The organism is Mycobacterium sp. NGS54, from assembly GCF_059812465.1.
This window is the reverse complement of record NZ_JCALCS010000004.1, coordinates 377,064-398,002: the sequence shown is the minus strand read 5'-3', so window position 1 is coordinate 398,002 and position 20,939 is coordinate 377,064. Positions and strand designations below refer to the sequence as shown.

General features: G+C 67.8%; 23 protein-coding genes. 14 read left to right on the top strand and 9 right to left on the bottom strand.

Going from position 1 to position 20,939, the window contains the following annotated elements; all coding sequences use genetic code 11:
• Window positions 1–21: 21 nt before the first annotated feature.
• The 3 genes from AC5Y5E_RS14370 to AC5Y5E_RS14360 form a co-directional block, all read right to left on the bottom strand.
• Window positions 22–474, bottom strand: coding sequence for a tautomerase family protein (locus tag AC5Y5E_RS14370; protein WP_499903640.1), 453 nt, complete (start codon window positions 472–474; stop codon window positions 22–24).
• A gap of 19 nt (window positions 475–493) precedes the next feature.
• Window positions 494–1,636, bottom strand: a complete 1,143-nt coding sequence (locus AC5Y5E_RS14365; RefSeq protein ID WP_499903639.1) for an LLM class flavin-dependent oxidoreductase — start codon at window positions 1,634–1,636, stop codon at window positions 494–496.
• An 84-nt stretch (window positions 1,637–1,720) separates the two neighbouring features.
• Window positions 1,721–3,433, bottom strand: a complete 1,713-nt coding sequence (locus tag AC5Y5E_RS14360; RefSeq protein ID WP_499903638.1) for a CocE/NonD family hydrolase — start codon at window positions 3,431–3,433, stop codon at window positions 1,721–1,723.
• Window positions 3,434–3,510: 77 nt separating this feature from the next.
• Here AC5Y5E_RS14360 and AC5Y5E_RS14355 point away from each other — a divergent pair, with 77 nt between their 5' ends.
• From AC5Y5E_RS14355 to AC5Y5E_RS14345, 3 genes are all read left to right on the top strand, one after another.
• Window positions 3,511–4,101 (top strand): TetR/AcrR family transcriptional regulator, encoded by a 591-nt coding sequence (locus AC5Y5E_RS14355; RefSeq protein ID WP_499903936.1) that lies wholly within the window; start codon window positions 3,511–3,513, stop codon window positions 4,099–4,101.
• Window positions 4,102–4,137: 36 nt separating this feature from the next.
• Complete coding sequence (locus AC5Y5E_RS14350) at window positions 4,138–4,824, top strand: M15 family metallopeptidase (RefSeq protein ID WP_499903637.1); 687 nt, start codon at window positions 4,138–4,140, stop codon at window positions 4,822–4,824.
• Between the two features lie 61 nt (window positions 4,825–4,885).
• A complete protein-coding gene (locus AC5Y5E_RS14345) occupies window positions 4,886–5,698 on the top strand; it encodes a class I SAM-dependent methyltransferase (RefSeq protein ID WP_499903636.1) in 813 nt (270 codons plus the stop codon).
• A 3-nt stretch (window positions 5,699–5,701) separates the two neighbouring features.
• Here the strand turns inward: AC5Y5E_RS14345 and AC5Y5E_RS14340 are convergent, their stop codons facing one another.
• The gene (locus tag AC5Y5E_RS14340; RefSeq protein WP_499903635.1) at window positions 5,702–7,240 is read right to left on the bottom strand and encodes an amidase; all 1,539 of its coding nucleotides are present in this window, start codon (window positions 7,238–7,240) and stop codon (window positions 5,702–5,704) included.
• A gap of 147 nt (window positions 7,241–7,387) precedes the next feature.
• Between AC5Y5E_RS14340 and AC5Y5E_RS14335 the strand changes: the two genes are divergently transcribed.
• Genes AC5Y5E_RS14335 through AC5Y5E_RS14320 form a run of 4 tightly spaced genes read left to right on the top strand, consistent with a single transcriptional unit; the run spans window position 7,388 to window position 11,362 of the window.
• Entirely contained in the window at window positions 7,388–8,965 is a 1,578-nt protein-coding gene (locus tag AC5Y5E_RS14335; RefSeq protein WP_499903634.1) for a methylmalonyl-CoA mutase family protein, read from the top strand.
• Window positions 8,965–9,390, top strand: coding sequence for a cobalamin-dependent protein (locus tag AC5Y5E_RS14330; RefSeq protein WP_499903633.1), 426 nt, complete (start codon window positions 8,965–8,967; stop codon window positions 9,388–9,390). The genes AC5Y5E_RS14335 and AC5Y5E_RS14330 overlap by 1 nt, the downstream gene beginning before the upstream one ends.
• Complete coding sequence (locus AC5Y5E_RS14325; RefSeq protein WP_499903632.1) at window positions 9,375–10,331, top strand: LLM class F420-dependent oxidoreductase; 957 nt, start codon at window positions 9,375–9,377, stop codon at window positions 10,329–10,331. The genes AC5Y5E_RS14330 and AC5Y5E_RS14325 overlap by 16 nt, the downstream gene beginning before the upstream one ends.
• 50 nt (window positions 10,332–10,381) lie before the next feature.
• Window positions 10,382–11,362: a CaiB/BaiF CoA transferase family protein gene (locus AC5Y5E_RS14320; RefSeq protein WP_499903935.1), complete on the top strand. Its 981-nt coding sequence runs from the start codon at window positions 10,382–10,384 to the stop codon at window positions 11,360–11,362.
• A 64-nt stretch (window positions 11,363–11,426) separates the two neighbouring features.
• Here the strand turns inward: AC5Y5E_RS14320 and AC5Y5E_RS14315 are convergent, their stop codons facing one another.
• Together AC5Y5E_RS14315 and AC5Y5E_RS14310 are read right to left on the bottom strand one after the other, a co-directional pair.
• Window positions 11,427–11,741 (bottom strand): hypothetical protein, encoded by a 315-nt coding sequence (locus AC5Y5E_RS14315; RefSeq protein WP_499903631.1) that lies wholly within the window; start codon window positions 11,739–11,741, stop codon window positions 11,427–11,429.
• Window positions 11,742–11,761: 20 nt separating this feature from the next.
• Window positions 11,762–12,103, bottom strand: a complete 342-nt coding sequence (locus AC5Y5E_RS14310; protein WP_499903934.1) for a 2Fe-2S iron-sulfur cluster-binding protein — start codon at window positions 12,101–12,103, stop codon at window positions 11,762–11,764.
• Window positions 12,104–12,208: 105 nt separating this feature from the next.
• Between AC5Y5E_RS14310 and AC5Y5E_RS14305 the strand changes: the two genes are divergently transcribed.
• The 4 genes from AC5Y5E_RS14305 to AC5Y5E_RS14290 are packed head-to-tail and all read left to right on the top strand — an operon-like array spanning window position 12,209 to window position 16,338.
• A complete protein-coding gene (locus tag AC5Y5E_RS14305) occupies window positions 12,209–13,612 on the top strand; it encodes a class I adenylate-forming enzyme family protein (RefSeq protein WP_499903630.1) in 1,404 nt (467 codons plus the stop codon).
• A complete protein-coding gene (locus tag AC5Y5E_RS14300; protein WP_499903629.1) occupies window positions 13,590–14,495 on the top strand; it encodes an acyl-CoA dehydrogenase family protein in 906 nt (301 codons plus the stop codon). Before AC5Y5E_RS14305 ends, AC5Y5E_RS14300 begins: the two co-directional genes overlap by 23 nt.
• Entirely contained in the window at window positions 14,482–15,570 is a 1,089-nt protein-coding gene (locus tag AC5Y5E_RS14295; protein WP_499903628.1) for an acyl-CoA dehydrogenase family protein, read from the top strand. The genes AC5Y5E_RS14300 and AC5Y5E_RS14295 overlap by 14 nt, the downstream gene beginning before the upstream one ends.
• Window positions 15,571–16,338 (top strand): enoyl-CoA hydratase/isomerase family protein, encoded by a 768-nt coding sequence (locus AC5Y5E_RS14290; RefSeq protein ID WP_499903627.1) that lies wholly within the window; start codon window positions 15,571–15,573, stop codon window positions 16,336–16,338. It begins immediately after the preceding gene.
• A 6-nt stretch (window positions 16,339–16,344) separates the two neighbouring features.
• Here the strand turns inward: AC5Y5E_RS14290 and AC5Y5E_RS14285 are convergent, their stop codons facing one another.
• Both AC5Y5E_RS14285 and AC5Y5E_RS14280 read right to left on the bottom strand, forming a co-directional pair.
• Entirely contained in the window at window positions 16,345–17,223 is an 879-nt protein-coding gene (locus AC5Y5E_RS14285; protein WP_499903626.1) for a proline iminopeptidase-family hydrolase, read from the bottom strand.
• Between the two features lie 28 nt (window positions 17,224–17,251).
• Window positions 17,252–17,488: a hypothetical protein gene (locus tag AC5Y5E_RS14280; protein WP_499903625.1), complete on the bottom strand. Its 237-nt coding sequence runs from the start codon at window positions 17,486–17,488 to the stop codon at window positions 17,252–17,254.
• Between the two features lie 224 nt (window positions 17,489–17,712).
• Here AC5Y5E_RS14280 and AC5Y5E_RS14275 point away from each other — a divergent pair, with 224 nt between their 5' ends.
• Genes AC5Y5E_RS14275 through AC5Y5E_RS14265 form a run of 3 tightly spaced genes read left to right on the top strand, consistent with a single transcriptional unit; the run spans window position 17,713 to window position 20,168 of the window.
• Complete coding sequence (locus tag AC5Y5E_RS14275; RefSeq protein WP_499903624.1) at window positions 17,713–18,852, top strand: thiolase family protein; 1,140 nt, start codon at window positions 17,713–17,715, stop codon at window positions 18,850–18,852.
• Between the two features lie 7 nt (window positions 18,853–18,859).
• Complete coding sequence (gene meaB / locus AC5Y5E_RS14270) at window positions 18,860–19,747, top strand: methylmalonyl Co-A mutase-associated GTPase MeaB (RefSeq protein WP_499903623.1); 888 nt, start codon at window positions 18,860–18,862, stop codon at window positions 19,745–19,747.
• Between the two features lie 46 nt (window positions 19,748–19,793).
• Window positions 19,794–20,168, top strand: a complete 375-nt coding sequence (locus tag AC5Y5E_RS14265) for a nuclear transport factor 2 family protein (protein ID WP_499903622.1) — start codon at window positions 19,794–19,796, stop codon at window positions 20,166–20,168.
• Here AC5Y5E_RS14265 and AC5Y5E_RS14260 read toward each other — a convergent pair.
• Window positions 20,165–20,914, bottom strand: a complete 750-nt coding sequence (locus AC5Y5E_RS14260) for a class I SAM-dependent methyltransferase (RefSeq protein ID WP_499903621.1) — start codon at window positions 20,912–20,914, stop codon at window positions 20,165–20,167. The two genes, AC5Y5E_RS14265 and AC5Y5E_RS14260, sit on opposite strands and share 4 nt — an antisense overlap.
• Window positions 20,915–20,939: the final 25 nt, after the last annotated feature.

Here is a 20,939-nt window from a genome sequence, read left to right as displayed (position 1 = left end):
TCCGGCGGGTTGGGCGGGCGTTCAGGCCAGGCGTTCGTCGGGCATGTCCTCAGCCACAAGGCCTTTCACCTGTTGGTAGTAGATGACCTTGCCGCCGCCGGCCCAATTGCCCTCGGGGACCTCGTGGATCAGCGTCCAAACGTGAAATGCGCGCGGGCCCTGCGGCTCGATTCCCGCCGCGGTGCACACCGCACCGTGCACGTCGGCCGCGAGTTGTTCCTTGCGGTGCCGATCCAGCGCCCCTTCGAACACGGTCAGGTCAACCCGGAAGCGGGGCGCGCCCGGGCCGCGGCCGCCGACCGAAAGCTCGCCGGCCTCCACCGGGCGCAGGTACACCCACGTGTTGTCCCGCAGAAACGGTGTGTCCGGGGCGCGTTCCGCGCGCAGCAGCGCGGTCACCAGCTCGTCGGCCAGCCGCCCCAGCGCGTCGTCGTCCACCGAGCCACGCACGAACGTCAGATCGATCATCGGCATCGCAAGACCATCTCCTCGCTCAGAGTTTCCGCAGGCCGCGCACGACCTTGATGTAGGGCGCGCTCGCGGACGCGCTCTTGCGCAGGCTCGGTTGGATCGCGCCGGCGTTGCCCACCACGAGATACCGCATGCCGTTGTCGCGGAACTCCGCGATCTGTTCGACGACCTCGTCGGGCGTGCCCACCGCGAACAACTCCTCGACGAGCGATCGCGGGGCCTTAGCCGCATAGGACAGCGCCGTATCCTCGTCGATCAACTGCGGAATGAGGTCCTGCACGCCGGCGAAGTCGGCGCCCATCGGGTGTTCCGCGCCGTGGCGGGCCCAGTCCTTGGCGGGGCAGTTGAGCGTAAACACCTTGGCGATATCGGAATTCACTACTTCGTCAACCTCGCCGCGGGACCGGCCGGTCACAATGAAGCGGATGAGCGCCGGGGTGATCGCCATCGGGTCGCGTCCCGCATCCGACGCCGCGGCCCGAACGATCCCGAGCTGCTCGCCATATTCGGTCGCACGCGTCGTGCCGGGGAACCACCCGTCGGCGTATCGCCCCGTGGCGCGCATCGTGCGCGGCCCGTGCGCGGCGATCCAGATCTGCGGCCACTTGCCCTTGTACGGGGGCAGCGCGAAAGTCGCGTTGTGCAACGGGAAGAACGGCGAGTCGCGGGTGACCAACTCGCCGTTGGAGTTCCACAGCGCCCGGATGGTGGCCACCGCCTCCTCGAAGCGGGCCACCGGCTTGGACCAGTCGACGCCGTAGGGTGCGTTGCTTTCCCGCTCGCCGGTTCCGATGCCCAGCACCGCCCGGCCCCGCGTCAACAGGTGCAACGACGCCACGGCCTGTGCGGTGACCGCCGGATTGCGCCTGCCGGCGTCGGTCACGGCCACCCCGAGGCGCATCCGGCCGAGCCGGTTGCGGCCGGCCAGGTAGCCGAGCATCGTCCACGGCTCGAGGTGAGCGTCGATCTTGGGGATCACCCGGGCGGCGCCCACGTGCCTGGTGTTCCACATCGACGGCGGCCACGCCGAACTGAGGTGGTCGGCCACCCAGAACGAGTCGGCCCCGCAGGCGAGCCCGGTCAGGTAGTCGGCGTGGATCAGCGGCTTCGGGCCGAAGCGCGAATTGATCGTGTTGTGCATGACGCCCACGCCGAGACCGGCCATCGTGTTCGCTCCTCCGAGCCGCGGCCGCAGACTAGCCGATCGGCTACCCGGGACGATAGATCACGGATCGCGGTTCATCAATGGTTAGCCGAGCACCGGGATCAGCAGCCGCGACGACGAACGAACCGTGTTCAGGCTGCTGGTGCCGACGCTGGCGTGGCGGAAGTTCATGATCACCGGCGCCGACGGGTCCTGGTCGTCGCTGGTGAGGATCAGGCGTATCCGGTGGCCGGCCCGAAACCGTCGGGCGTTGGGCACCAACGGGATTCGATACTCGACGTTCTCGCCCAGCGGCACCCCCTGCGCGGTGCGGCACGGCAACACTGGCGCGCCGGGGCGGCTGGCCGCGTCGTCGACCTCGCGCATGCTGGCCCGCAGCCAGCCCGCCGTCACAGCGGTGGCCTCGCCGCCGGGCGCCACGTCCTGCAGCGTCGCCATCCAGGCGGTATCGATCGCCGTCGCCGAGGCGACCAGCCGCAGCTCGATGTCGCCGACCACGTCGACGTCCTCGCCGAGCGGTTCGCTCGTCCAGGTCAGCGCCGACGGCGGATCGATTGCGCTGGGCCTGGCCCGGCCCAGCCCGCCGCCCAGGACCATGAATTCGCGACCGCCCGGCTCACCTTCGCCCTCGCCCAGGGTGCCGTCGACGCGAAGGGCGAGTTCCCGATGCGGGGCTTGCGACGGCGGCCACGAGTCGGCGGTGCGCCACTCGTCGGCGCCGGGTAGGAAGTACCGGATCGGTGGCCCGTCGGTGATACCGGTGTCGCGGCCCTTCAGCCAATGGTCGTACCAGGCCAGCGCCTCGGTGTGCATGCTCTCCCACGGCCATGTCAGCCCGTACTTGCCCAGCATGCCCATCCGAACGCAAGCGTTGTCCGACAAGCCATTCCACGTGGTGAAGGTCGAGGGAAGGTGCAGCGGCACGTTCTCCCAGTCGCACCCGAGGTAGACCGGTATGTCGATTTCCTTCAATAGCGGCAACAGGTTTCGCTGCTCCCACCACTCGTCGCGGGTCGGGTGTTTGAGGACGGCCTCTTGCCACAACTCGTCCCACGGGTGCGGATTGTGCGGCAGCCGAAGAAGTTGGCGGAGCATGGTCACCGCCGCCTCGCCGTTGGCGGTCTCGAACTTCTTGTGCACGCGTTGGCTTTTCAGCACCCGGCGGGCCAGGCGGACCGGCTTGCTGCGCCAGAGCCTGTCGCTGCGCTCGGAGGTCAGGCCCATCATCGCGAGGAACGGCGTGACGAACGACGAACTGAGCAGGCCGTGGTGGTTGGCACCGTCGTAAAGATCGGCGGTGACGGCGAGCGGGAAGATCGCCTTGAGGTGCGGCGGCCGCTCCACGGCCGCTTCGAGCTGGGTCATCGCGAAGTAGCTGATGCCGATCATGCCGACGTTCCCGTCGCACCAGGGCTGGGCCGCGACCCACTCGACGAGGTCGTACACGTCCCGGCGTTCCTGCGCGTCGAAGAAGCTGAAGGTGCCGCCCGAACCGCAGGTGCCGCGCAGGTTGGCGATGACGTGCACATAGCCGCGCGGCACCCAGAAGTCCGTCACGCCGGCCTCGATGAAGCCGGCCGGGGCGCCCAGGTCCTGCATCTGCCGCGGATAGGGCGACGCGGCGAGCAGCGCCGGGAAGCGGCCGTCGGAGTCGGGCCGATGTACGTCGGCCAAAAGCCTTGTGCCGTCACGCATGGCGATCGCGGTGTTGATGTCGCTGCGCTTCGCGTGTTGCGGCTCGCTGAGGTTGCGGTATTGCCGGCCGGTGGTCTGCGGGCCGTTCAGCATCGTGCTCATAGTTTCACACTACGTTGAAACTAGTCTCAACGCAAGATGAAATTTCACGGTATGGTGTGACCGTGGCAAGACGATCGATCACCCCGGGTCCGCGCGACGGGCGCGGCGTGCTGGCGGCGCGCATCGTCTCCGCGGCCCGCGCGGAATTCGCCGAACACGGCTGGGCCGGCACGGCGATCCGTGCGGTCGCCCGCGCCGCGGACGTCGACCCGGCGCTGATCTACCACTACTTCGGCTCCAAGGAGGGGCTGCTCGACGCCGCCACCGCGCCGCCGCAGAAGTGGCTCGATTCGGTCACCGCGACGTGGGCCACGCCGAAGTCCGAACTGGGCGAGCGACTGATCCGCAATGTGCTGGACATCTGGGCCGACGAGGACATCGGCGCCGCGCTGCGCGCGGTGGTGCTGACCGCCGCCCACGAGGCCAAGACCCGCGAAAAGCTGCGGCTGATCGTGGAGCGCGGCCTGATCGGCGGATCCACCCTCGGGGACGACGAGGACGAGCGGCTGCGCCGCAGCGGCCTGATCGCCAGCCAGCTGATCGGGTTCGCGTTGTTGCGCTACGTCTGGAAGATCGAGCCGATCGCCTCGATGCCCGAGGACGAGGTCGTCGCCGCGATGGCGCCCAACCTGCAGCGCTACGTCGACGGCGACATCGCCGCGGATTGAGCGTGATCCGAGCCGGTGAACCGCGAGAATGAGCAAATGCGTCTGACGGTTGTGCTCGGGGTAGCCCTTGCTTTGGTCGCCGGTGCCGCACCCGCGCAGGCCAATCCTGACGTGCCCCCGGTCAGCGACGCGGCGCGCGCGGCCGGTTTCGTCGACGTCCGCAGTGTGGTGCCCGACGCCATCATCGACCTGCGCTACGCGACGACCAACAACTTCACCCACACGCAGTTGTATCCCTCCGACGCCCGGTGCCTGGTGCACCAGTCCATTGCCCCCAGGCTGGCGACGGCCGCGACGGCGCTGCGCCCGCAGGGCCATGTGCTGGTGTTCTGGGACTGCTACCGGCCGCACGACGTGCAGGTCAAGTTGTTCAACGCCGTGCCCAACCCGGCGTGGGTGGCGCGCCCGGGCGCGTATGCGCACAGCCACGAGTCCGGGCTTTCGGTTGATGTGACGTTCACCAGCGTGCAGCAGCAGTGCCCGCCCGAGCGGCAGGTCGACGGTTTGTGCCTGGCGGACATGGGCACCGACTTCGACGACTTCTCCTCGCGCGCAACGGCTTACGCGACCCAGGGTGTCAGCGCCGACGAACAGGCGAATCGGGCCCGCTTGCGGGACGCCATGCAGTACGGCGGGCTGGCCCCCTACTCCGGGGAGTGGTGGCACTTCGACGGTCCGGGTGCGGCGGTCGACCGCCCGATCCTCAACGTTCCCGTCGATTAGGGTGTCTCGTATAGTGAGACGAAAATTTCATAATGTGGTCCGGACCGGTTAGGCTTTGCGCATGGACGACGAACCCCGGGCCCGCTACACGCACGGGCATCACGAGTCGGTGCTGCGGAGCCATCGGCGACGCACCGCGGAAGACTCGGCCGCGTACCTGCTGCCTCACCTGAGGCCGGCGTTGACCGTGCTGGACATCGGATGCGGCCCCGGCACGATCACCGCCGACCTCGCCGAGCGGGTTGCCCCCGCAGCGGTGGTGGCCGTCGATCAGGTCGTCGACGTCCTGGACGTGGCCCGCGCCGAAATCGAGGGGCGCGGCCTGTCGAACGTCACGTTCGCGACGGCGGACGTGCACAACCTCGACTTTCCCGACGACGCGTTCGACGTCGTGCACGCCCATCAGGTGTTGCAGCACGTCGCCGATCCGGTGCGGGCGCTGCGGGAGATGCGGCGAGTGTGCCGGCCGGGTGGAATCGTCGCGGCGCGGGACGCCGACTACGCCGGCTTCATCTGGTTCCCGCAGCTTCCCGAGCTGGATTTGTGGCTCGATCTCTATCGAAAGGCGCACCGCGCCAACGGCAGCGAACCCGACGCCGGCCGGCGCCTGCTGTCGTGGGCGCTTCAGGCCGGCTTCGACGACGTCACGCCGTCGGGCAGCGTCTGGTGCTACGCGACCGCCGACACCCGCGACTGGTGGGGCGGGATGTGGGCCGACCGGATCATGCACTCGGACGTGGGTCGGGAATTGCTGGCGTCGGGTCTGGCCACCGCAGCGCAGCTCGAGGAGATCTCCGCTGCGTGGCGGGCCTGGGCCGCGGCCCCGGATGGCTGGCTGTCGATGCCGCACGGCGAAATCCTCTGCCGCGCATAACCTTTACGCTGTCGGGTTCGGGGCCGCGGGGAAACCCCCGTAAAGAGATTCGAAGGCATCGGCGACCTTCAGGACCGTGGCGTCGTCAAATGGCTTGCCCACGATCATCATCCCAACGGGCAGGCCATCGAGCAGGCCGGCGGGTACCGAGATCGCCGGATGGCCGGTGATGTCGATGGGTGCGGTGTTTGTTGCCTTACCGACCATGCGTTCGAGCAGTGCGAGTTCTTGCGGGCTGCCGGCCGGGAGGCGGTTGGCGGTGGCGGGCACGGTCGGCATGAGCAGTACGTCGTATTGCGTGAGCGCCGCGTCGTAGGCGGCGCGCAGCTGCGGCACCAGGTTGCGTGCTTTGGCGTAGCTGGCGCCGCCGAGCACTTTCAAGCCAAAGTGGCCGCATAGTGCCGTCGCCTTGATGATGCTGGAGAGCTCGTCGGCCTTGACGACTCGCTGTCTTGCGAAGTGCGCGATGAGTTCTGGGTCGTACAGGCCGCCGGCGCCGAGCCCATAGCCATTGCCATCCAACATCTGATAGCTAGCGCCGTCGGTAAAGAGGACGGCGAACAGATGTAGGGCGTGGCGGTGCCACGGCACACTGATTTCGGCTACGGTGCAACCGATCTCGGTGAACCGCTCGGCCGCCGACCGGATCAGGTCGTCCGCTTCGGGTAGCGAGCCGGGTTGCCCGAAGCCTTCGGTGACAACGCCCACTCGCATGCCGGCCACGTCGCCGGTGAGGGCTGCCCGATAGTCGACCGCGGCGATCTCGGACGGCTGGCGCGGGTCTTGGCCGTCGGGTCCGGCGAGCACGGTGAGCAGCAGCGCGGCGTCAGCGACGGTCCGCGTCATCGGGCCGAGGTGATCCATCGTCCGCTCGATCGGGAAAGCTCCCGTGTAGGGGATCAGCCCGTGCGTTGGCTTGTGTCCGACAATGCCGCACAGCGACGCCGGGATCCGGATCGATCCGCCCTGGTCGCCGCCGAGCGCCAGCTCGACCTCACCGGCGGCGACCAATGCGCCGCTGCCGCTGGATGACCCTCCGGTTTCGCGCGTGGTGTCCCATGGGTTGCGTACCGGGCCGGAGGCCGAGGTAAAGCTGGACCCGGACGCGCATAGATCCTCACAGACGCTCTTGCCGACGATCGTCGCTCCGGCGGCAAGCAGCCGCTCGACGACGGTCGCATCGCGGCTGGGGACAAAGCCCTCCACCGCGCGTGATCCATTCATCATCGGAATGCCGGCCACCGCGATGTTGTCTTTGATCGCCACGGCCCGGCTGCTCAGCGGCCCTTCGGCGCCAGTGGCAATTTCGGTGGTGACATACCAGGCGCCGAGGGGGTTGTCGCCGGGTTCCGGGAACCGATAGGCCCGGTCCGGAACTGTCGGGCGTGCGAGCTCGTCGTACAGCTCGTCGATCACGTCATAAGACCTCAACGTGTGGCGCACAACCTCCAGGTAGCTACGTTGGGCGTCGGCGTCGAGATGGAAGCCGAAGTGATTGGCCGCGGCTTCGATGTCCGCTGCCGATGGTCTGGAAACGGTCATGTCGACCTCCGTCGTCTCGGCCCTTGCGACCAGGAGCTTAGGGCGCGGCCGTCAACCACGGCCGCAACCCGCCCGAATTGAAGTTATTTGCCCAGGTCAGCCGTGTGGTATTGGCATTCTCTTTTTTTGCAAGTACGTTATTCATCGATGGATAATACGGCCCACACTCCGTCTGGCATCCCGCTGCAGCCCGTCTACGGGCCGGCGGACGTGACCGCGGAGCCTCCGCAGCCGGGGGAGTTCCCCTTCACCCGGGGCAACTTCGCGTCCGGCTATCGCGGCAAGCTCTGGACCTTCCGGCAATACTCGGGATTCGGCACCGCCGAGGAATCCAATCGCCGTTACCGCTACCTGCTCGAGCAGGGCGGGACCGGGCTGTCCGTGGCGCTCGACCTGCCCACCCAGTGCGGCTACGACTCCGACGACCCCGAGTTCGGCGAGGAGGTCGGCCGGGTCGGCGTCGCCGTGGACACCCTGGCCGACTTCGAGATCCTGTTCGACGGCATCCCGCTGGACAAGCTCAGCACGAGCATGACCATCAACGGAACGGCGGCGATCCTGTTGGCGTTCTACGTCGCCGCCGCCGAGAAGAAGGGGATACCGCGGGCGAAGCTCACCGGGACCATCCAGAACGACATCCTCAAGGAGTACGCGTCGCGCGGAACCTGGATCTGGCCGCCGGAGCCGTCGCTGCGGCTGATCGCCGACACCATCGAGTTCTGCGCGGCCGAGGTCCCCAGGTTCAACGCGATCTCGGTGGCCGGCGCGCATTTCCGCGACGCCGGGGCAAACGCCGTGCAGGAGATGGCGTTCACCCTGGCCGACGGCGTGACCTACTGCGACACGGTGGTGCAGCGCGGTCGCATGACGATCGACCAGTTCGCGCCGCAGATCTCGTTCTTCTTCTACACCCACGGCGACTTCTTCGAGGAGATCGCCAAATACCGTGCGGGACGGCGTCGTTGGGCGACGATCGTGCGGGAGCGCTACGGGGCGACGACGGACAAGGCGGCGATGTTCCGCTTCGGCTGCGTCTGCGGTGGCGCGTCGCTGTACGCGCCGCAGGCCCACAACAACATCGTCCGGGTGGCCTACGAGGCGATGGCCGCGGTGCTGGGCGGTGTCCAGTCGATGTTCACCGCGGCCTGGGATGAGCCCTTCGCCCTGCCCACCGAGGAAACCACCACGCTGGCGTTGCGCACCCAGCAGATCCTGGCCCACGAAACGGGAGTCGCCAGCGTCGCGGATCCGCTGGGCGGTTCATACTTCGTCGAGGCGCTCACCGACGCCACCGAGGCGCGCATCGTCGAGATCATGTCCGACCTCGAGCGGCACGGCGGAATGGTCCAGGCGATCGAGGACGGTTACCTGCAGGGCCTGATCGCCGACGAGGCCTTCAAGATGCATCAGGACGTCGAATCCGGCACCCGCCCGGTCGTGGGGGTGAACCGGTTCGTGACCGAGGAGCCGGAACACGACGTCGTCACCTACGAGCTCGACGCCGAAGGACGTGATCTGCAGCTCAAACGGCTGTCCAAGGTGAAGGCCGAAAGGGATTCGGCCGCAGTAACATCCAGCCTGACGGCCCTGTCGCAGGCCGCCGCGGGGACCGACAACCTCATGCACAAGCTGATCGACTGCGCCAACGCCTACTGCACCGTCGGGGAGATGGTCTCCGCGCTCAAAGCGGTGTGGGGCGAATTCCAGCAACCGGTGGTGTTCTGATGGCCGCGCGGATTCTGGTTGCCAAGCCCGGCCTCGATGGGCACGACCGCGGCGCGAAGATCGTCGCCCGCACGCTGCGCGACGCCGGATTCGAGGTCATCTACACCGGCATTCGTCAGCGCATCGAGGACATCGCGTCGATCGCCGTCCAGGAAGACGTCGCCGTGGTTGGCCTGAGCATCCTGTCCGGTGCGCATCTGGCGCTCACCGCGCGCACTGTCGAGGCGCTGCGCGCCGCGGACGCCGCCGACATCGCCGTCGTCGTCGGGGGAACCATCCCGCACGCCGACGTGCCCAAACTGCTATCTGCCGGAGCCGCAGCGGTATTCCCGACCGGGACGGCGCTCGACGTGCTGGTGCGCGAGATCCGCGCGCTGACCGGAACCCCCGAACCCGTTGTGGAGGAACAGTGCGCGTCGGAGTGATGATCGGGGCCGAGCGTGGCGATATGGCCCGCAAGGTGGAAAAACTGGTCTCGGATATCGAATGGGCCGAATCCGCCGGGCTGGACACCGCGTGGATGCCGCAGGTGCCCAACGACTTCGACTGCCTGACCATGGTGTCGCTGATGGCCGCGCACAGTTCCCGCATCGAGCTCGGCACCGCGGTGGTGCCGTTGCAGGCCCAGCATCCGATTGCCCTTGCCCGCCAGGCGCTCTCGACGCATGCGGTGGCCGGGGGACGGTTGGCGTTGGGTGTCGGGCCGTCGCACCACTGGATCATTCGGGACATGCTCGGGTTGCCGTACGAGAAGCCGGCCGCGTACACCCGCGACTACCTGCAGGTGCTCAACGCCGCCGTCGCCGGCCCCGGACCGGTCGATGTCGAGAACGATTCGTTCACGGTGCACAACCCGACGGCGATCGGTGCCGACACCCCGATGCCGGTGCTGGTCGCCGCGCTGGGGCCGGTGATGCTGCAGATTGCCGGCGAACTCGCCGACGGCACCGTGCTGTGGATGGCCGACGAGCGCGCCATCGGCGAGCACATCGCGCCGAAGATCACCAAGGCCGCCGCGGATGCCGGTCGGCCGGCGCCGCGTATCGTCGCGGGCATCCCCGTATGCCTTTGTGCGCCTGGACAAGTCGACGAGGCCAAGCAGCGGGCCAACCGCATCCTCGGCGAGGCCGAGGTGTCGCCCAACTACCAGCGCCTGCTCGATCGTGGCGACGCCCGCGACGTCGGCGATCTGTGCGCGGCGGGCGATTCGGAGGCGATCCTGGCCCGGATGCGCCGCTTCGCCGACGCCGGGGTGACCGACCTGTCGGTGCGCCTGCTGCCCATCGGCGACAACCGGGACGAACTCGTCGCCTCCAAGCGGCGCACACGGGAGATGCTGGCCTCGCTCGCGGCGGAGTTGCGTTGACGGACAGCGCCGGGCCCCTGGCGGGGATACGCATCCTCGAGGTCGGCACCATGCTGGCCGGTCCGTACGCGACCATGCTGCTGGCCGACCTCGGCGCCGAAGTCATCAAGATCGAGCCGCGCGGCGGGGAGATCTCCCGCGGTGTCGGGGCCAGCTACTTCGCCAGCATCAATCGCAACAAGTCCAGCGTCTGCCTCGACCTGAATTCCGATGCGGGACAGCAACGGCTTGGCGAGCTGGTCGCCGAGTCGCACGCCCTGCTGGTGAACCTCAAGCCGTCGGCCATCCGGCGCCTCGGGCTCACCTACGACGCGCTACGTCGGCACAACGAGCGGATCGTCTGTGTCGCGATCACCGGGTTCGGCCTCAACGGCGGCGACGATCCGGCCTTCGACTACGTGGTGCAGGCGGGCGTCGGCATCGCCGCGCTGACCGGCGACCCGGATGGCCCTCCGACGCTGCCCGGCTACTCGTCGGCCGACAACTCCACCGGAATGTGTGCCGCGTTAGGACTTTTGGCCAAGATCATCTCCGGCACCGGGGGGCAGGTGGACGTGTCGCTGCGCGACGTGATGCTGTCGCAGCTCAACTACCACGCCTCCGCCTACCTCAACAACGGCGTCGAGCCCCAGCGCCGGCCCCACGGGGCGCATTCGTATTACGTTCCGGCGCAGCTATTTCCGACCGCCGACGGATATCTCGCACTGTTCATCACACACGACGGCTTCTGGAAATCCTTCGCCACGGAAGCGGGCATCGGTGGATTCGAGACCATGGCCGAGCGGGTGGCCCGGCGGGATGAAGTACTCGGCGTCGTCACGTCGATGCTTGCCACCGACACCGCCGCCGGCTGGGAGCGGCGGCTTCGTCCGCTGGGGGTTCCGGCCGCCGCCGTCAGGACGCTGTCCGAGGCACTCAAAGCGACGCCGGAAGTGGTTGTGACGGCAGGCGATTTCCGGCTGGTCGGCAGCCCGATCCATGTTTCGGGCTACGAACCCGACTACCGGCCACCCCCGGAGCTGGCTGACTAAGCCGCCGAACGTCGAGTCGTTGCGCCAAATCGCTAGATTTCACCCAACAAGTCGACGTTCACCGTCAGGGCCCGCACTCGACGGTCGTTTCCAGCAGCCGCGGGACCGGTGCCGGGTCCAACTGCAGGGCATCGGACATGTGCAGCTGACCCGCGTTGGCAATCATGTTGTCCAAGATGGCCTGCAGGTCGTCGCCCTCGAGTTCGTAGATGGCGACATACGGGCCCTGCCCGTCAACCGGCCGCAGCCGGCGTGCCCCGACGATTCCGTCGAGCGCCAAAAGCTCAGGCAGATGAACCTTGTCGTACCAGGTGTTGTACTCCTGCTCGCGATCGGGCGAGCTCGGCCGGCTCTCGACATACATGATGCCCTTGGCCATCGCGACCGCCTCTCTGGTGACTACTCGTAGCGCACCGTGACCGAATCCGTGTCGGGTACGCCCTGGCACGTCAGAATGTAGCCCTCGGCGATTTCGTCCTCTTCCAGAGCGTCGTTGGCCCGCATGGTCGCGTGGCCCTCGATGAGCCGTGCCATGCACGTGCCGCAGTTGCCCGCCTCGCAACTGAACGGGGGTTCCAGGCCCGCCCGCCGTGCGCTTTCCAACAAGGTTTCGCCGGGGACCAGCGGGACCGACACCTTCTTGCGGTCGAGGTGAATCGTCACCGTGCCGGGCTCGGCGCCGTTGTTCGGTGCGGGATCTGTCACCCGTGGAGTCTCCTCGATGATCGTGGTGACCGTCACCATGACCGCCCCCTCCCACATTTGCATTCTTCAGTATAGAGAATACTATTCTCACAGAGCGATAGGGTCTTCTCAAGCCATTGGACAGCTGGAAGGAACGGGGACGTGACCGAACCGCCAGCGCTCGTGTTCGAGGAACGGCGATTGAGCCTGCCTCAGCTCGACGCGATGGCCGCCGGGCTGGCCGCGACGCTGACGAAAAGGGGTCTAATCGCAGGTCAGCGCGTCGCGGTCATGGCGTCCAACCGTCCGGAATTCGTAGCCGTCGTGCTGGCAATCTGGCGGCTGGGTGCCAGCGCGGTCCTCATCAGCCCCGCGTGGCGGCGCGACGAAGTGGACCACGCGCTGGGGATCACCGGCCCGGCGCACGCCGTCGGCGACCACCCGGTGCTGGCCGGCCTGATGCCGATGCTGCACCTGGACGAGCCGGCCCCGACGGGGGAGCCGCCGGCCGGGTCGCCGCCGCCGCACGCCGACGCGGTGCTGGTGTTCAGTTCCGGGACCACCGGTCTGCCGAAGGCCGTGCGCCACACCCACGCGGGTTTGGGGGAGGCCGTGGGGCACTGGCGCGCGGCGCTGCAGCTGACGCGACGCGACCGGATTCAGGTCGCCACACCGCCGTCACACATCCTCGGCCTGCTCAACATCCTCACCGCGCTGCGGACCGGCGCCCGGATGCGGCTGCATCCGCGATTCGACGTCGACCGGATGCTGCAGACGATCGAAGAGGACCGCATCACAGTCGAGATGGCCGTCGCTCCCATCGCGCTGGCCATCGCGTCGCACCGCCGGCTGGAAACCTACGACCTGTCGTCGCTTCGCTTCATCATGTGGGGAGCGACGCCGGTCAGCCCCAGCGTCGCGGAGACCGTGACCCGGAGGACCGGCGTCGGTTGGGTCCCCGCCTACGGCACCACGGAATTGCCCGTGATCGCGTGTAATCCGTTGCAGGGGGCGCGACTTGACTCGGTCGGGCGTCCGGTTCCGGGGGTAAAGCTGCGGATCGTCTCGTTGGAGACCGGCCAGCCCGTCGGCCCGGGCGAGGTCGGCGAGATCCAGGCGCGGTCGACATCGTTGATGGCCGGCTACCTGCCCGCCGTGGCGACCGCCGAGGCGATCCGCGACGGCTGGTATCGCACGGGGGACGTCGGCTGGCTCGACGGCGCCGGTTGGCTGCGGATCACAGACCGCCTCAAAGAGATGATCAAGGTGCGCGGCTTTCAGGTCGCGCCAGCCGAGATCGAGACGGTGTTACACGGCCATCCGGCCGTCAGAGACTGCGCGGTGTTCGGCGTTCCCGACGGCATCAACGGCGAGGCGATCGTCGCAGCCGTCGCCGCGTGCGCGCCCGTCGACCCATCCGACCTCACCGCCCGGGTGGACGAGAAGCTAGCGTCCTACAAACACCTGAGCCGCATCGTGTTCGTGGACGATATTCCGCGCCTGCCCTCGGGCAAGGTGCTGCGCCGAGTGCTGAAGGAGTCTTATGGATGTACGTCTGACAGCTGAACAGCAGCAGCTCCGCGACGCCGCCGCCAAACTGGCCGACGATCTCGGGCCCGGAGCGGTCCAGGATCTCGACGACCCGAGCCGAATCGCGCGGCTGGACAAGCAGATTGAGACGACCGGGTGGCGGTCCCTGCGCTCCGACGGCGCCTCCGGCGTCGAAGTGGCCATCGTCGCCGAGGAATTCGGGCGCCGATTGGTCGACGCACCGTTCCTCGGTCCCGTGCTGGCCGACGACCTGGCGCGCCACGTCGGTGCCGAAAGCTTGGGCTCGACCGTCGCGGTGGACGACCGGGTGATCGACGCCCGGGGTGCGCGGCGCGCCCTGTCCCTGTCCGGCACCGCGGTCCTGGCCGCCGACGTGGCGGCCACCCGCGCCGGCACCGACCTGACCCGTGCCGAGGCAGACGCCGCGGGATCACCGACGACGCTGGGTGAGGTGTCGTCCGACGTGGCCGGGCGATGGCTGGCGCTCGCGCTGGTCACCACCTCCGCGGACCTGGTCGGCATCGCGCGGGGCGCGCACGCGGTGGCGTGTGATTACGCCAAAATTCGCGAACAGTACGGCAAAACGATCGGGTCCTACCAGGCGATCGCACACCTGCTGGCCGAAAGCCTGGCGTTGATCGAAGGTTCGGTGAGCGTGTTGCGCCACGCCGCGTGGGCGGTGGACGAACTCACGCCGGTCGAGGCCATCCGGGCCGCGCAGGTGGCCAAGGTCTACTGCGCGCGCGCCACCCGCACCGTCTGCGAGACCGCGGTGCAGGTGCACGGCGGCATCGGCAACACTTGGGAATGCATCGCCCATGTCTACCTGCGCCGCGCGCTGGCATCGATCGAACTGTGGCCCGTCACGTGTAAGGAGATCGATTTTGGACTTTCGTGATTCGCCCGACGAGGCCGCCTTCCGCGAGCGCCTGCGGTCGTGGCTTGCGTTGCACGCCAAGGAATATTCCGGCTCCGGCGACGAGTACTGGGAGCGCATGGCCGACTGGCACCGGGCCCTCTACGACAACGGCTTCTTCGGCTTGTCCTGGCCCCGCGACTACGGCGGCCAGGAATTGGCACCCGTCTACGACGTCATCGTCGACGAGGAGCTGGTGCGCGCGGGCGCGCCGCCCCGCCCCAGCGTCGGCTACCTGGTTTTCGGCATCGGTCGCCACGGAAGCGACGAGCTGCGGAAGCGCTTTCTGCCCGGCATCATCAACGGCACCGAGCGCTGGTGTCAGGGTTTCTCCGAGCCCGGCGCCGGCTCAGATCTGGCATCGCTGACCACCACCGCCACCCTCGACGGCGACGCCTATGTGGTGCATGGGCACAAGATTTGGACCAGCTACTCCGATGTGGCGGACTGGTGTCTGCTGTTGGCCCGCACCGACCCCGACGCCAAACGCCACCGCGGCCTGTCGGCGTTCGTGCTCAACATGAAACAGCCTGGCGTGCAACAGCGCCCGTTGCGGATGATGAACGGCGTCACCAACGAATTCGGGCAGGTGTTCTTCGACGGTGCCACGGTGCCCGCGGATCGGATGGTGGGTGCCCCCGGTGAGGGCTGGGCCGTCGCCATGACCGTCGTCGGGCACGAGCGCGAACCCTCCACGCTCGGCTACGCGGCCCGGTACGGCAAGCTGGTCCGAAACATGCTCGCGCGGAACGCAGGCCCGGTTCCCGAAGAGCTCGCGTGGGCGGCGGTCGAGTCGGAGATGCTGACGCACCACGTCCGGCGGCGGCTATCCGAGCAGCTGGATGGGGTCTCGCACGGCCCGGAAGGATCGCTGGACAAGCTGCTGATGACCTGGGTCGAGCAATCGGTGGGGCACGCCGCGCTGGCGGTCGCCGGCACCCGCGATGCGGACCTGCTCAGCGCCTATCTCTACAGTCGCGCCCAGAGCGTGATGGGCGGAACGTCACAGATACAGAAGAACATCATCGCCTCGCGAATCCTGGGATTGGGAGTCTGAATGTACGACATGCCGAGCGAAATCGACGTCCGCGCCGACGGGGCGTTGCGGATCGTCACCCTGAACCGTCCGGACGAACTCAACGCGGTCAACGACAACCTGCACGTCGGACTCGCGCGGCTGTGGCAGCGAATGACCGACGATCCGGGGGCCCGCGCGGCGGTGCTGACCGGCAGCGGCAAGGCGTTTTCGGCCGGCGGGGATTTCGCGTATCTGCAGGAACTGTCCCAAGACGCCGACCTGCGCGCCAAGACCATCCGGGACGGACGCGAGATCGTGCTGGGGATGGCGCGTTGCCGAATTCCCGTGGTGGCGGCCGTCAACGGGCCGGCCGTCGGGCTCGGCTGCAGCCTGGTCGCGCTGAGCGACATCGTCTACATCGCCGAACACGCCTTCCTCGCCGACCCGCACGTCCAGGTGGGCCTGGTGGCCGCCGACGGCGGACCGCTGACGTGGCCGCTGCACATCAGCCTGCTGCTGGCCAAGGAGTACGCGCTGACCGGCACCCGCATCAGCGCGCAGCGCGCCGTCGAACTGGGCCTGGCCAACCACGTGGCGGCCGACCCCGTCGCCGAGGCAATCGCCTGCGCCAAAAAGATTTTGGAGCTGCCACAGCAGGCGGTCGAGAGCACCAAGCGGGTCCTCAACATTCACTTGGAGCGCGCGGTTCTGGCCAGCCTGGATTATGCGCTTTCGGCCGAGCACCAGTCGTTCACCACCGAGGATTTCCGGTCGATCGTCGCCAAGCTGAACGCCGGCAAGAACTGACCGCGATCAGTCGTGTAGCCGCAGGAAGTCGCGCATGACTTGGTCGAACCGGTCGGGCTCCTCGATGAACGGCATGTGCGCGCTCGACTCGAACAGCTCGAACCGCGAACCCGGTATGCGCCGGTGCATTTCCCATGCGTGTTCCGGCACGCACTCGTCGTACCTGCCCGCGACGACCAGCGTCGGCAACGAGATCTCGGGCAAACGGTCGAACACGTCCCAGTTCCGGATGGTCCCGACGATGTGAAAGTCGCTGGGGCCGAACATCGTCTCGAAGATCTCGGTTCCCATGGTCCGGAACGCGTCCTCGAGTTCGCCGGGCCAGGGACGCACGCGGCACAGGTAGGTTTCGTTCCAGGTGCGGATGGCGGCCTGGTATTCGGCGGCGTAGGTGGTGCCGGCCGCTTCGTGACGGTCGATGGCGGATTGAGTTGACGGGTCCAGCTCGGATTTCAAGCGCGCAACCATCTTCGAGAACTCGGGTATCGACGCGATGCTGTTGGAGATGGTCAGGCTGGCCGCCCCGGATGTCACATCGAGCGCGTACTGCTGCGCCAGCATTCCGCCCCAGGAGTTGCCGAAGATGTGAAAGTGGGTTAGCCCCAGTCCCCTTACCACGGCATCCATCTCGGCGACCGAACGCTCCATCGTCCAAAGACCGGGGTCGGATGGACGTTCGGAATTCCCGCAACCCAGCTGATCCCAGAAGACGACTTCCCGCTCGTCGGCCAACCGCTCCAGCGAGCGTAGGTAGCTGTGCGGCAAGCCGGGTCCACCGTGAACGACGAGCAGCGGGCGGCCCGCGCCGCCACCGACCCGCTTGAACCACACGCTGCCGCCTGGGACCGTGATCGTTCCATCGCGCAAAGTCGTGTCACCGGCCATGCCCGCAGTGTAGGAAGCTTTCGCGCAGCTACATCAGCCGCCGCCAGAATTCGCCGTTGTCCGCGTCTTCCCGGGAGATGCGCGCGGTCACCGCGTCTTTGGGCCGAACCGAACCGGTGGCCGCCGAGTCATTGCGCTGACCGATGGCGAAGCCAACGGCGACGGCGATGCCGGTGAGGACGACGGCCCACAATATCGCCATCGACGGAAAGTGGGCGAGCGTATTGCACCAACCCCAGCCGCTGCCGCCATTCCACATCGTCATTGCGTCGCCTCCCTAAGATTTTCACCAGCTGCCCGCAATATACCCATACGGGGTATGTGGATCAAGGCGCCGCGACGCTCTGGCGGGATCTCGGCTGGTCCGACCGCACCAACTAGCCGCCACCCGGTTTGTTGCAACTCCGACTCTCAGAATGAGAGAATAAGGTTCTCGCTAATGTGCGGGGCCTCCCGTCCGCACTGCACTTGCCGAATTGGAGAAGACCTGTGCCCGAAGCCGTCATCGTCTCCGCACTGCGGACCCCCATCGGCACCGCCCGCAAGGGGACGCTGCGCGACACCAGCGCGTTCGACCTCGCGCACCACGTGGTCAGCGAAGCCGCGAAAGAGCTGGACCCGGCCCACGTCGACGACGTGATCCTCGGCGAAGGCCTCTACGGTGGCGGCGTGGTCGCGCGCCACGCGGCCATCACGGCGGGCCTGCCCCAGGTGCCGGGCCTGGCCAACAACCGGCACTGCGCGGCGGGTCAGGCGGCGGTGCAGAGCGCGGCGGCGAGTGTGCGAGCCGGGATGGACCAGCTCGTCATCGCCGGCGGCGTGAACTCGGCGTCGACCTCCCCGCGGTCGCGAATGCAGGTCGACGGGGAATGGGTCGACTGGTTCCCGCCGACCCACCCGGACCGGCCCGACGCACCGAACATGGACATGTCGATCACCGTCGGCTGGAACGCCGCGGTCAGGGCGGGCGTGGGCCGCGAGGAGATGGACGCGTGGGCGCTGCGGTCGCACCGCAACGCCATCGCGGCGATCGACGAGGGGCGCTTCAAGGAGGAGATCGTCCCGATCGAGACGCCGCACGGGCTGTTCTCGGTCGACGAGCACCCGCGCCGCGACACCACCATGGAGAAACTGGCGGCGCTCAAGCCGCTGCATCCGGAGATCGAGGGCTTCTCGATCACCGCCGGGAACGCCTGCGGCGCCAACGACGGTGCGGCCGTGCTGACCATCGCGAGCGACACCCTCGGTTTGCCCGCGCTGGCCACCGTGCGGTCCTGGGCGTCCGTCGGCGTCGATCCGGCCATCACCGGTTTGGCGCCCGTCGATGCCATACCGAAAGCGCTTGCCCGCACGGGGCTTTCGATCTCGGATGTGGATCTGTTCGAAATCAACGAGGCCTTCGCGGCGATGTGCGTGGCCACCATCAAGCTGCTCGACGTGGACCCCGACAAGGTCAACGTCAGCGGCAGCGGCTGCTCGCTCGGACACCCGGTTGCCGCAACAGGGGCCCGGATGCTGGTCACGCTGGTGCACGAATTGCGCCGCCGCGGTGGCGGAATAGCGGTGGCGGCCATGTGTGCGGGCGGCGGAATGGGTTCCGCGACGGTCATCGAGGTCGCTGCGCCATAATGCGCACATGACGATCGCCGACCTGATCGCGGGAGCGCGCAACGGATCTCCGCGCGCGGCGGGTCGGCTGCTCAGCCTCGTCGAAGGCGACCGCCGGGACGAGGTGCTGGCGAGCATCGGGCCCGCGACCGCGCTCAAGGTCCGCGTCATCGGCATCACCGGACCACCGGGTGCCGGCAAGTCGACGACCGTCGGCGCCCTGGTCGGGGCCTACCGCGAACGGGGGAGCCGGGTGGCCGTGCTCGCCGTGGACCCGTCGTCGCCGTTCAGCGGCGGCGCGCTGCTGGGCGACCGGATCCGAATGACCGCGCATATCAACGACTCCGACGTCCTGATTCGCTCGGTGGCGACCCGCGGTCACGTCGGCGGGCTGGCCGCCGCGGTTCCGGCGGCCATCCGGCTGCTGGGCGCCATCGGGTACGACGTGGTGTTGCTGGAGACTGTGGGTGTGGGGCAGTCGGAGATCGAAATCGCCGCCGTCGCCGACCCGACCATCGTCATCCTCAATCCGGGGGCGGGGGATGCGGTGCAGGCGGCCAAGGCCGGCGTGCTCGAAGTCGCCGACATCGTGGCGGTCAACAAGGCCGACCGCGAGGGCGCCCAACAGACCGTGCGGGACCTGCGCGCCGAGACGAACGCCCCGATCGTCAGCCTCGTCGCCGCCCGGGGCGAGGGCGTCGCCGATCTGGTGGTCGCCATCGAAGATCACCACCGCAGCGATAGCCGGGAGCGCCGGTTGGCGCGGGCCCGGGCGCAGATCCTGTCGATGGCGCAAACGCGGCTGCGGTCCGAGCCGGGTCTCGACCGGCTGGCCGAGGCGGTGGTCGACGGCCACGACGATCCGTACACGGCGGCCGAAAAGCTACTTTCTTCCCCGACCGAACCGGGCGACTGACGACCACCCTCTTGCTTTGCTCGGTGTCGCTGTGTTGCATGAATGCATGACACGTTCCGCCGATGAGCTGGTAACCGAATTCTGCAAACGCTGGGCGTCCCCGCAGCCGGACGAGCTGGCCGCGTACTTCACCGAAGACGCCGTCTACCACAACATCCCGATGGATCCGGTGCGCGGCCGCGAGGCGATCAAGGAATTCATAGCGGGGTTTCTCGCGGCGTTCGATGGCATCGACTTCAACGTGCACCGGCAGGTCAGCGACGGCACTTGGGTGATGAACGAGCGCACGGACGTGATGCGGCGCAAGGACGGCGGGACGTTTCCCTTGCCGGTGATGGGCGTCTTCGAGGTGCAGGACGACCGGATCGTCGCGTGGCGCGATTACTTCGACATGGCCGCCATCGCCAGTGCGTTCGGCTAGGCGTACGAATGATCGCTGATGAGTAGGCGGTAGCCGGCGTCAAGCTGCTGTTGTTCGAGCAGGGCAGAATGCCGGCGATACCAATGTCCTGAGCGCAGGTCGCCTGCGAGCCGGGTTAATCCATCTGCGAGGTCGGCGTCATCTGCATAGGCCAGCATCGACATACCCGCGCGTACGGAGGGGTCAAGGTAGGCCTCGGGGCGTCGCCAGTAGGCGGCGCCAAACCCGTCCGTACAGTCGTGTGGCACCGGGACCGTCTGTACGTGCGCCCCTCCCAACAGTTCGACAAGTTGGTCGACAGGCACACATAGTTCCTCGCTGATTCGAGCGGCCGCGGGCAAGTATTCGCCAAATAACCAGAAGCCGCGGGTTACCGTTTGGTCCCACGTGAAAATCACTGTCCGGTGTCGGGTGACCCGACGCAACTCGTTGATCCCGGCGGCGACGTCGCTCCAGTGATGCACGGTCAAGATTGCCATCGTCGCGTCAACACACTTGTCGCGCAACGGCAAAGCCTCTGCGGCGGCCTGTACACACGGGGCCGATCCCGGTCGGCGTTGGGCGATCATCACCCTGCTGGGTTCGACAGCGGCGACGGTCTGAGCCGGTTCGTAAGAGCCGGCGCCGGCCCCGACGTCCACTACGGTGCCCATCGTGGAGAGCGCGGCGTGAATCTGGGAAGCGATGCGCGGGTCGGGTCGGCGCGTCGTGGTGTATCCAACGCCGATCCGATCGTAGGCATCCATCGATTCAGGATGACCGACGCTGGAT

What these genes read in the sequence shown, in the direction of transcription:
- AC5Y5E_RS14370 (WP_499903640.1), bottom strand. Translation starts at nt 474, where the DNA reads ATGCCGATGATCGATCTGACGTTCGTGCGTGGCTCGGTGGACGACGAC.
- AC5Y5E_RS14365 (WP_499903639.1), bottom strand. Translation starts at nt 1,636, where the DNA reads ATGGCCGGTCTCGGCGTGGGCGTCATGCACAACACGATCAATTCGCGC.
- AC5Y5E_RS14360 (WP_499903638.1), bottom strand. Translation starts at nt 3,433, where the DNA reads ATGAGCACGATGCTGAACGGCCCGCAGACCACCGGCCGGCAATACCGC.
- AC5Y5E_RS14350 (WP_499903637.1), top strand. Translation starts at nt 4,138, where the DNA reads ATGCGTCTGACGGTTGTGCTCGGGGTAGCCCTTGCTTTGGTCGCCGGT.
- AC5Y5E_RS14345 (WP_499903636.1), top strand. Translation starts at nt 4,886, where the DNA reads ATGGACGACGAACCCCGGGCCCGCTACACGCACGGGCATCACGAGTCG.
- AC5Y5E_RS14340 (WP_499903635.1), bottom strand. Translation starts at nt 7,240, where the DNA reads ATGACCGTTTCCAGACCATCGGCAGCGGACATCGAAGCCGCGGCCAAT.
- AC5Y5E_RS14335 (WP_499903634.1), top strand. Translation starts at nt 7,388, where the DNA reads ATGGATAATACGGCCCACACTCCGTCTGGCATCCCGCTGCAGCCCGTC.
- AC5Y5E_RS14330 (WP_499903633.1), top strand. Translation starts at nt 8,965, where the DNA reads ATGGCCGCGCGGATTCTGGTTGCCAAGCCCGGCCTCGATGGGCACGAC.
- AC5Y5E_RS14320 (WP_499903935.1), top strand. Translation starts at nt 10,382, where the DNA reads ATGCTGGCCGGTCCGTACGCGACCATGCTGCTGGCCGACCTCGGCGCC.
- AC5Y5E_RS14315 (WP_499903631.1), bottom strand. Translation starts at nt 11,741, where the DNA reads ATGGCCAAGGGCATCATGTATGTCGAGAGCCGGCCGAGCTCGCCCGAT.
- AC5Y5E_RS14300 (WP_499903629.1), top strand. Translation starts at nt 13,590, where the DNA reads ATGGATGTACGTCTGACAGCTGAACAGCAGCAGCTCCGCGACGCCGCC.
- AC5Y5E_RS14290 (WP_499903627.1), top strand. Translation starts at nt 15,571, where the DNA reads ATGTACGACATGCCGAGCGAAATCGACGTCCGCGCCGACGGGGCGTTG.
- AC5Y5E_RS14285 (WP_499903626.1), bottom strand. Translation starts at nt 17,223, where the DNA reads ATGGCCGGTGACACGACTTTGCGCGATGGAACGATCACGGTCCCAGGC.
- AC5Y5E_RS14280 (WP_499903625.1), bottom strand. Translation starts at nt 17,488, where the DNA reads ATGACGATGTGGAATGGCGGCAGCGGCTGGGGTTGGTGCAATACGCTC.
- meaB (WP_499903623.1), top strand. Translation starts at nt 18,860, where the DNA reads ATGACGATCGCCGACCTGATCGCGGGAGCGCGCAACGGATCTCCGCGC.
- AC5Y5E_RS14265 (WP_499903622.1), top strand. Translation starts at nt 19,794, where the DNA reads ATGACACGTTCCGCCGATGAGCTGGTAACCGAATTCTGCAAACGCTGG.
- AC5Y5E_RS14260 (WP_499903621.1), bottom strand. Translation starts at nt 20,914, where the DNA reads ATGGATGCCTACGATCGGATCGGCGTTGGATACACCACGACGCGCCGA.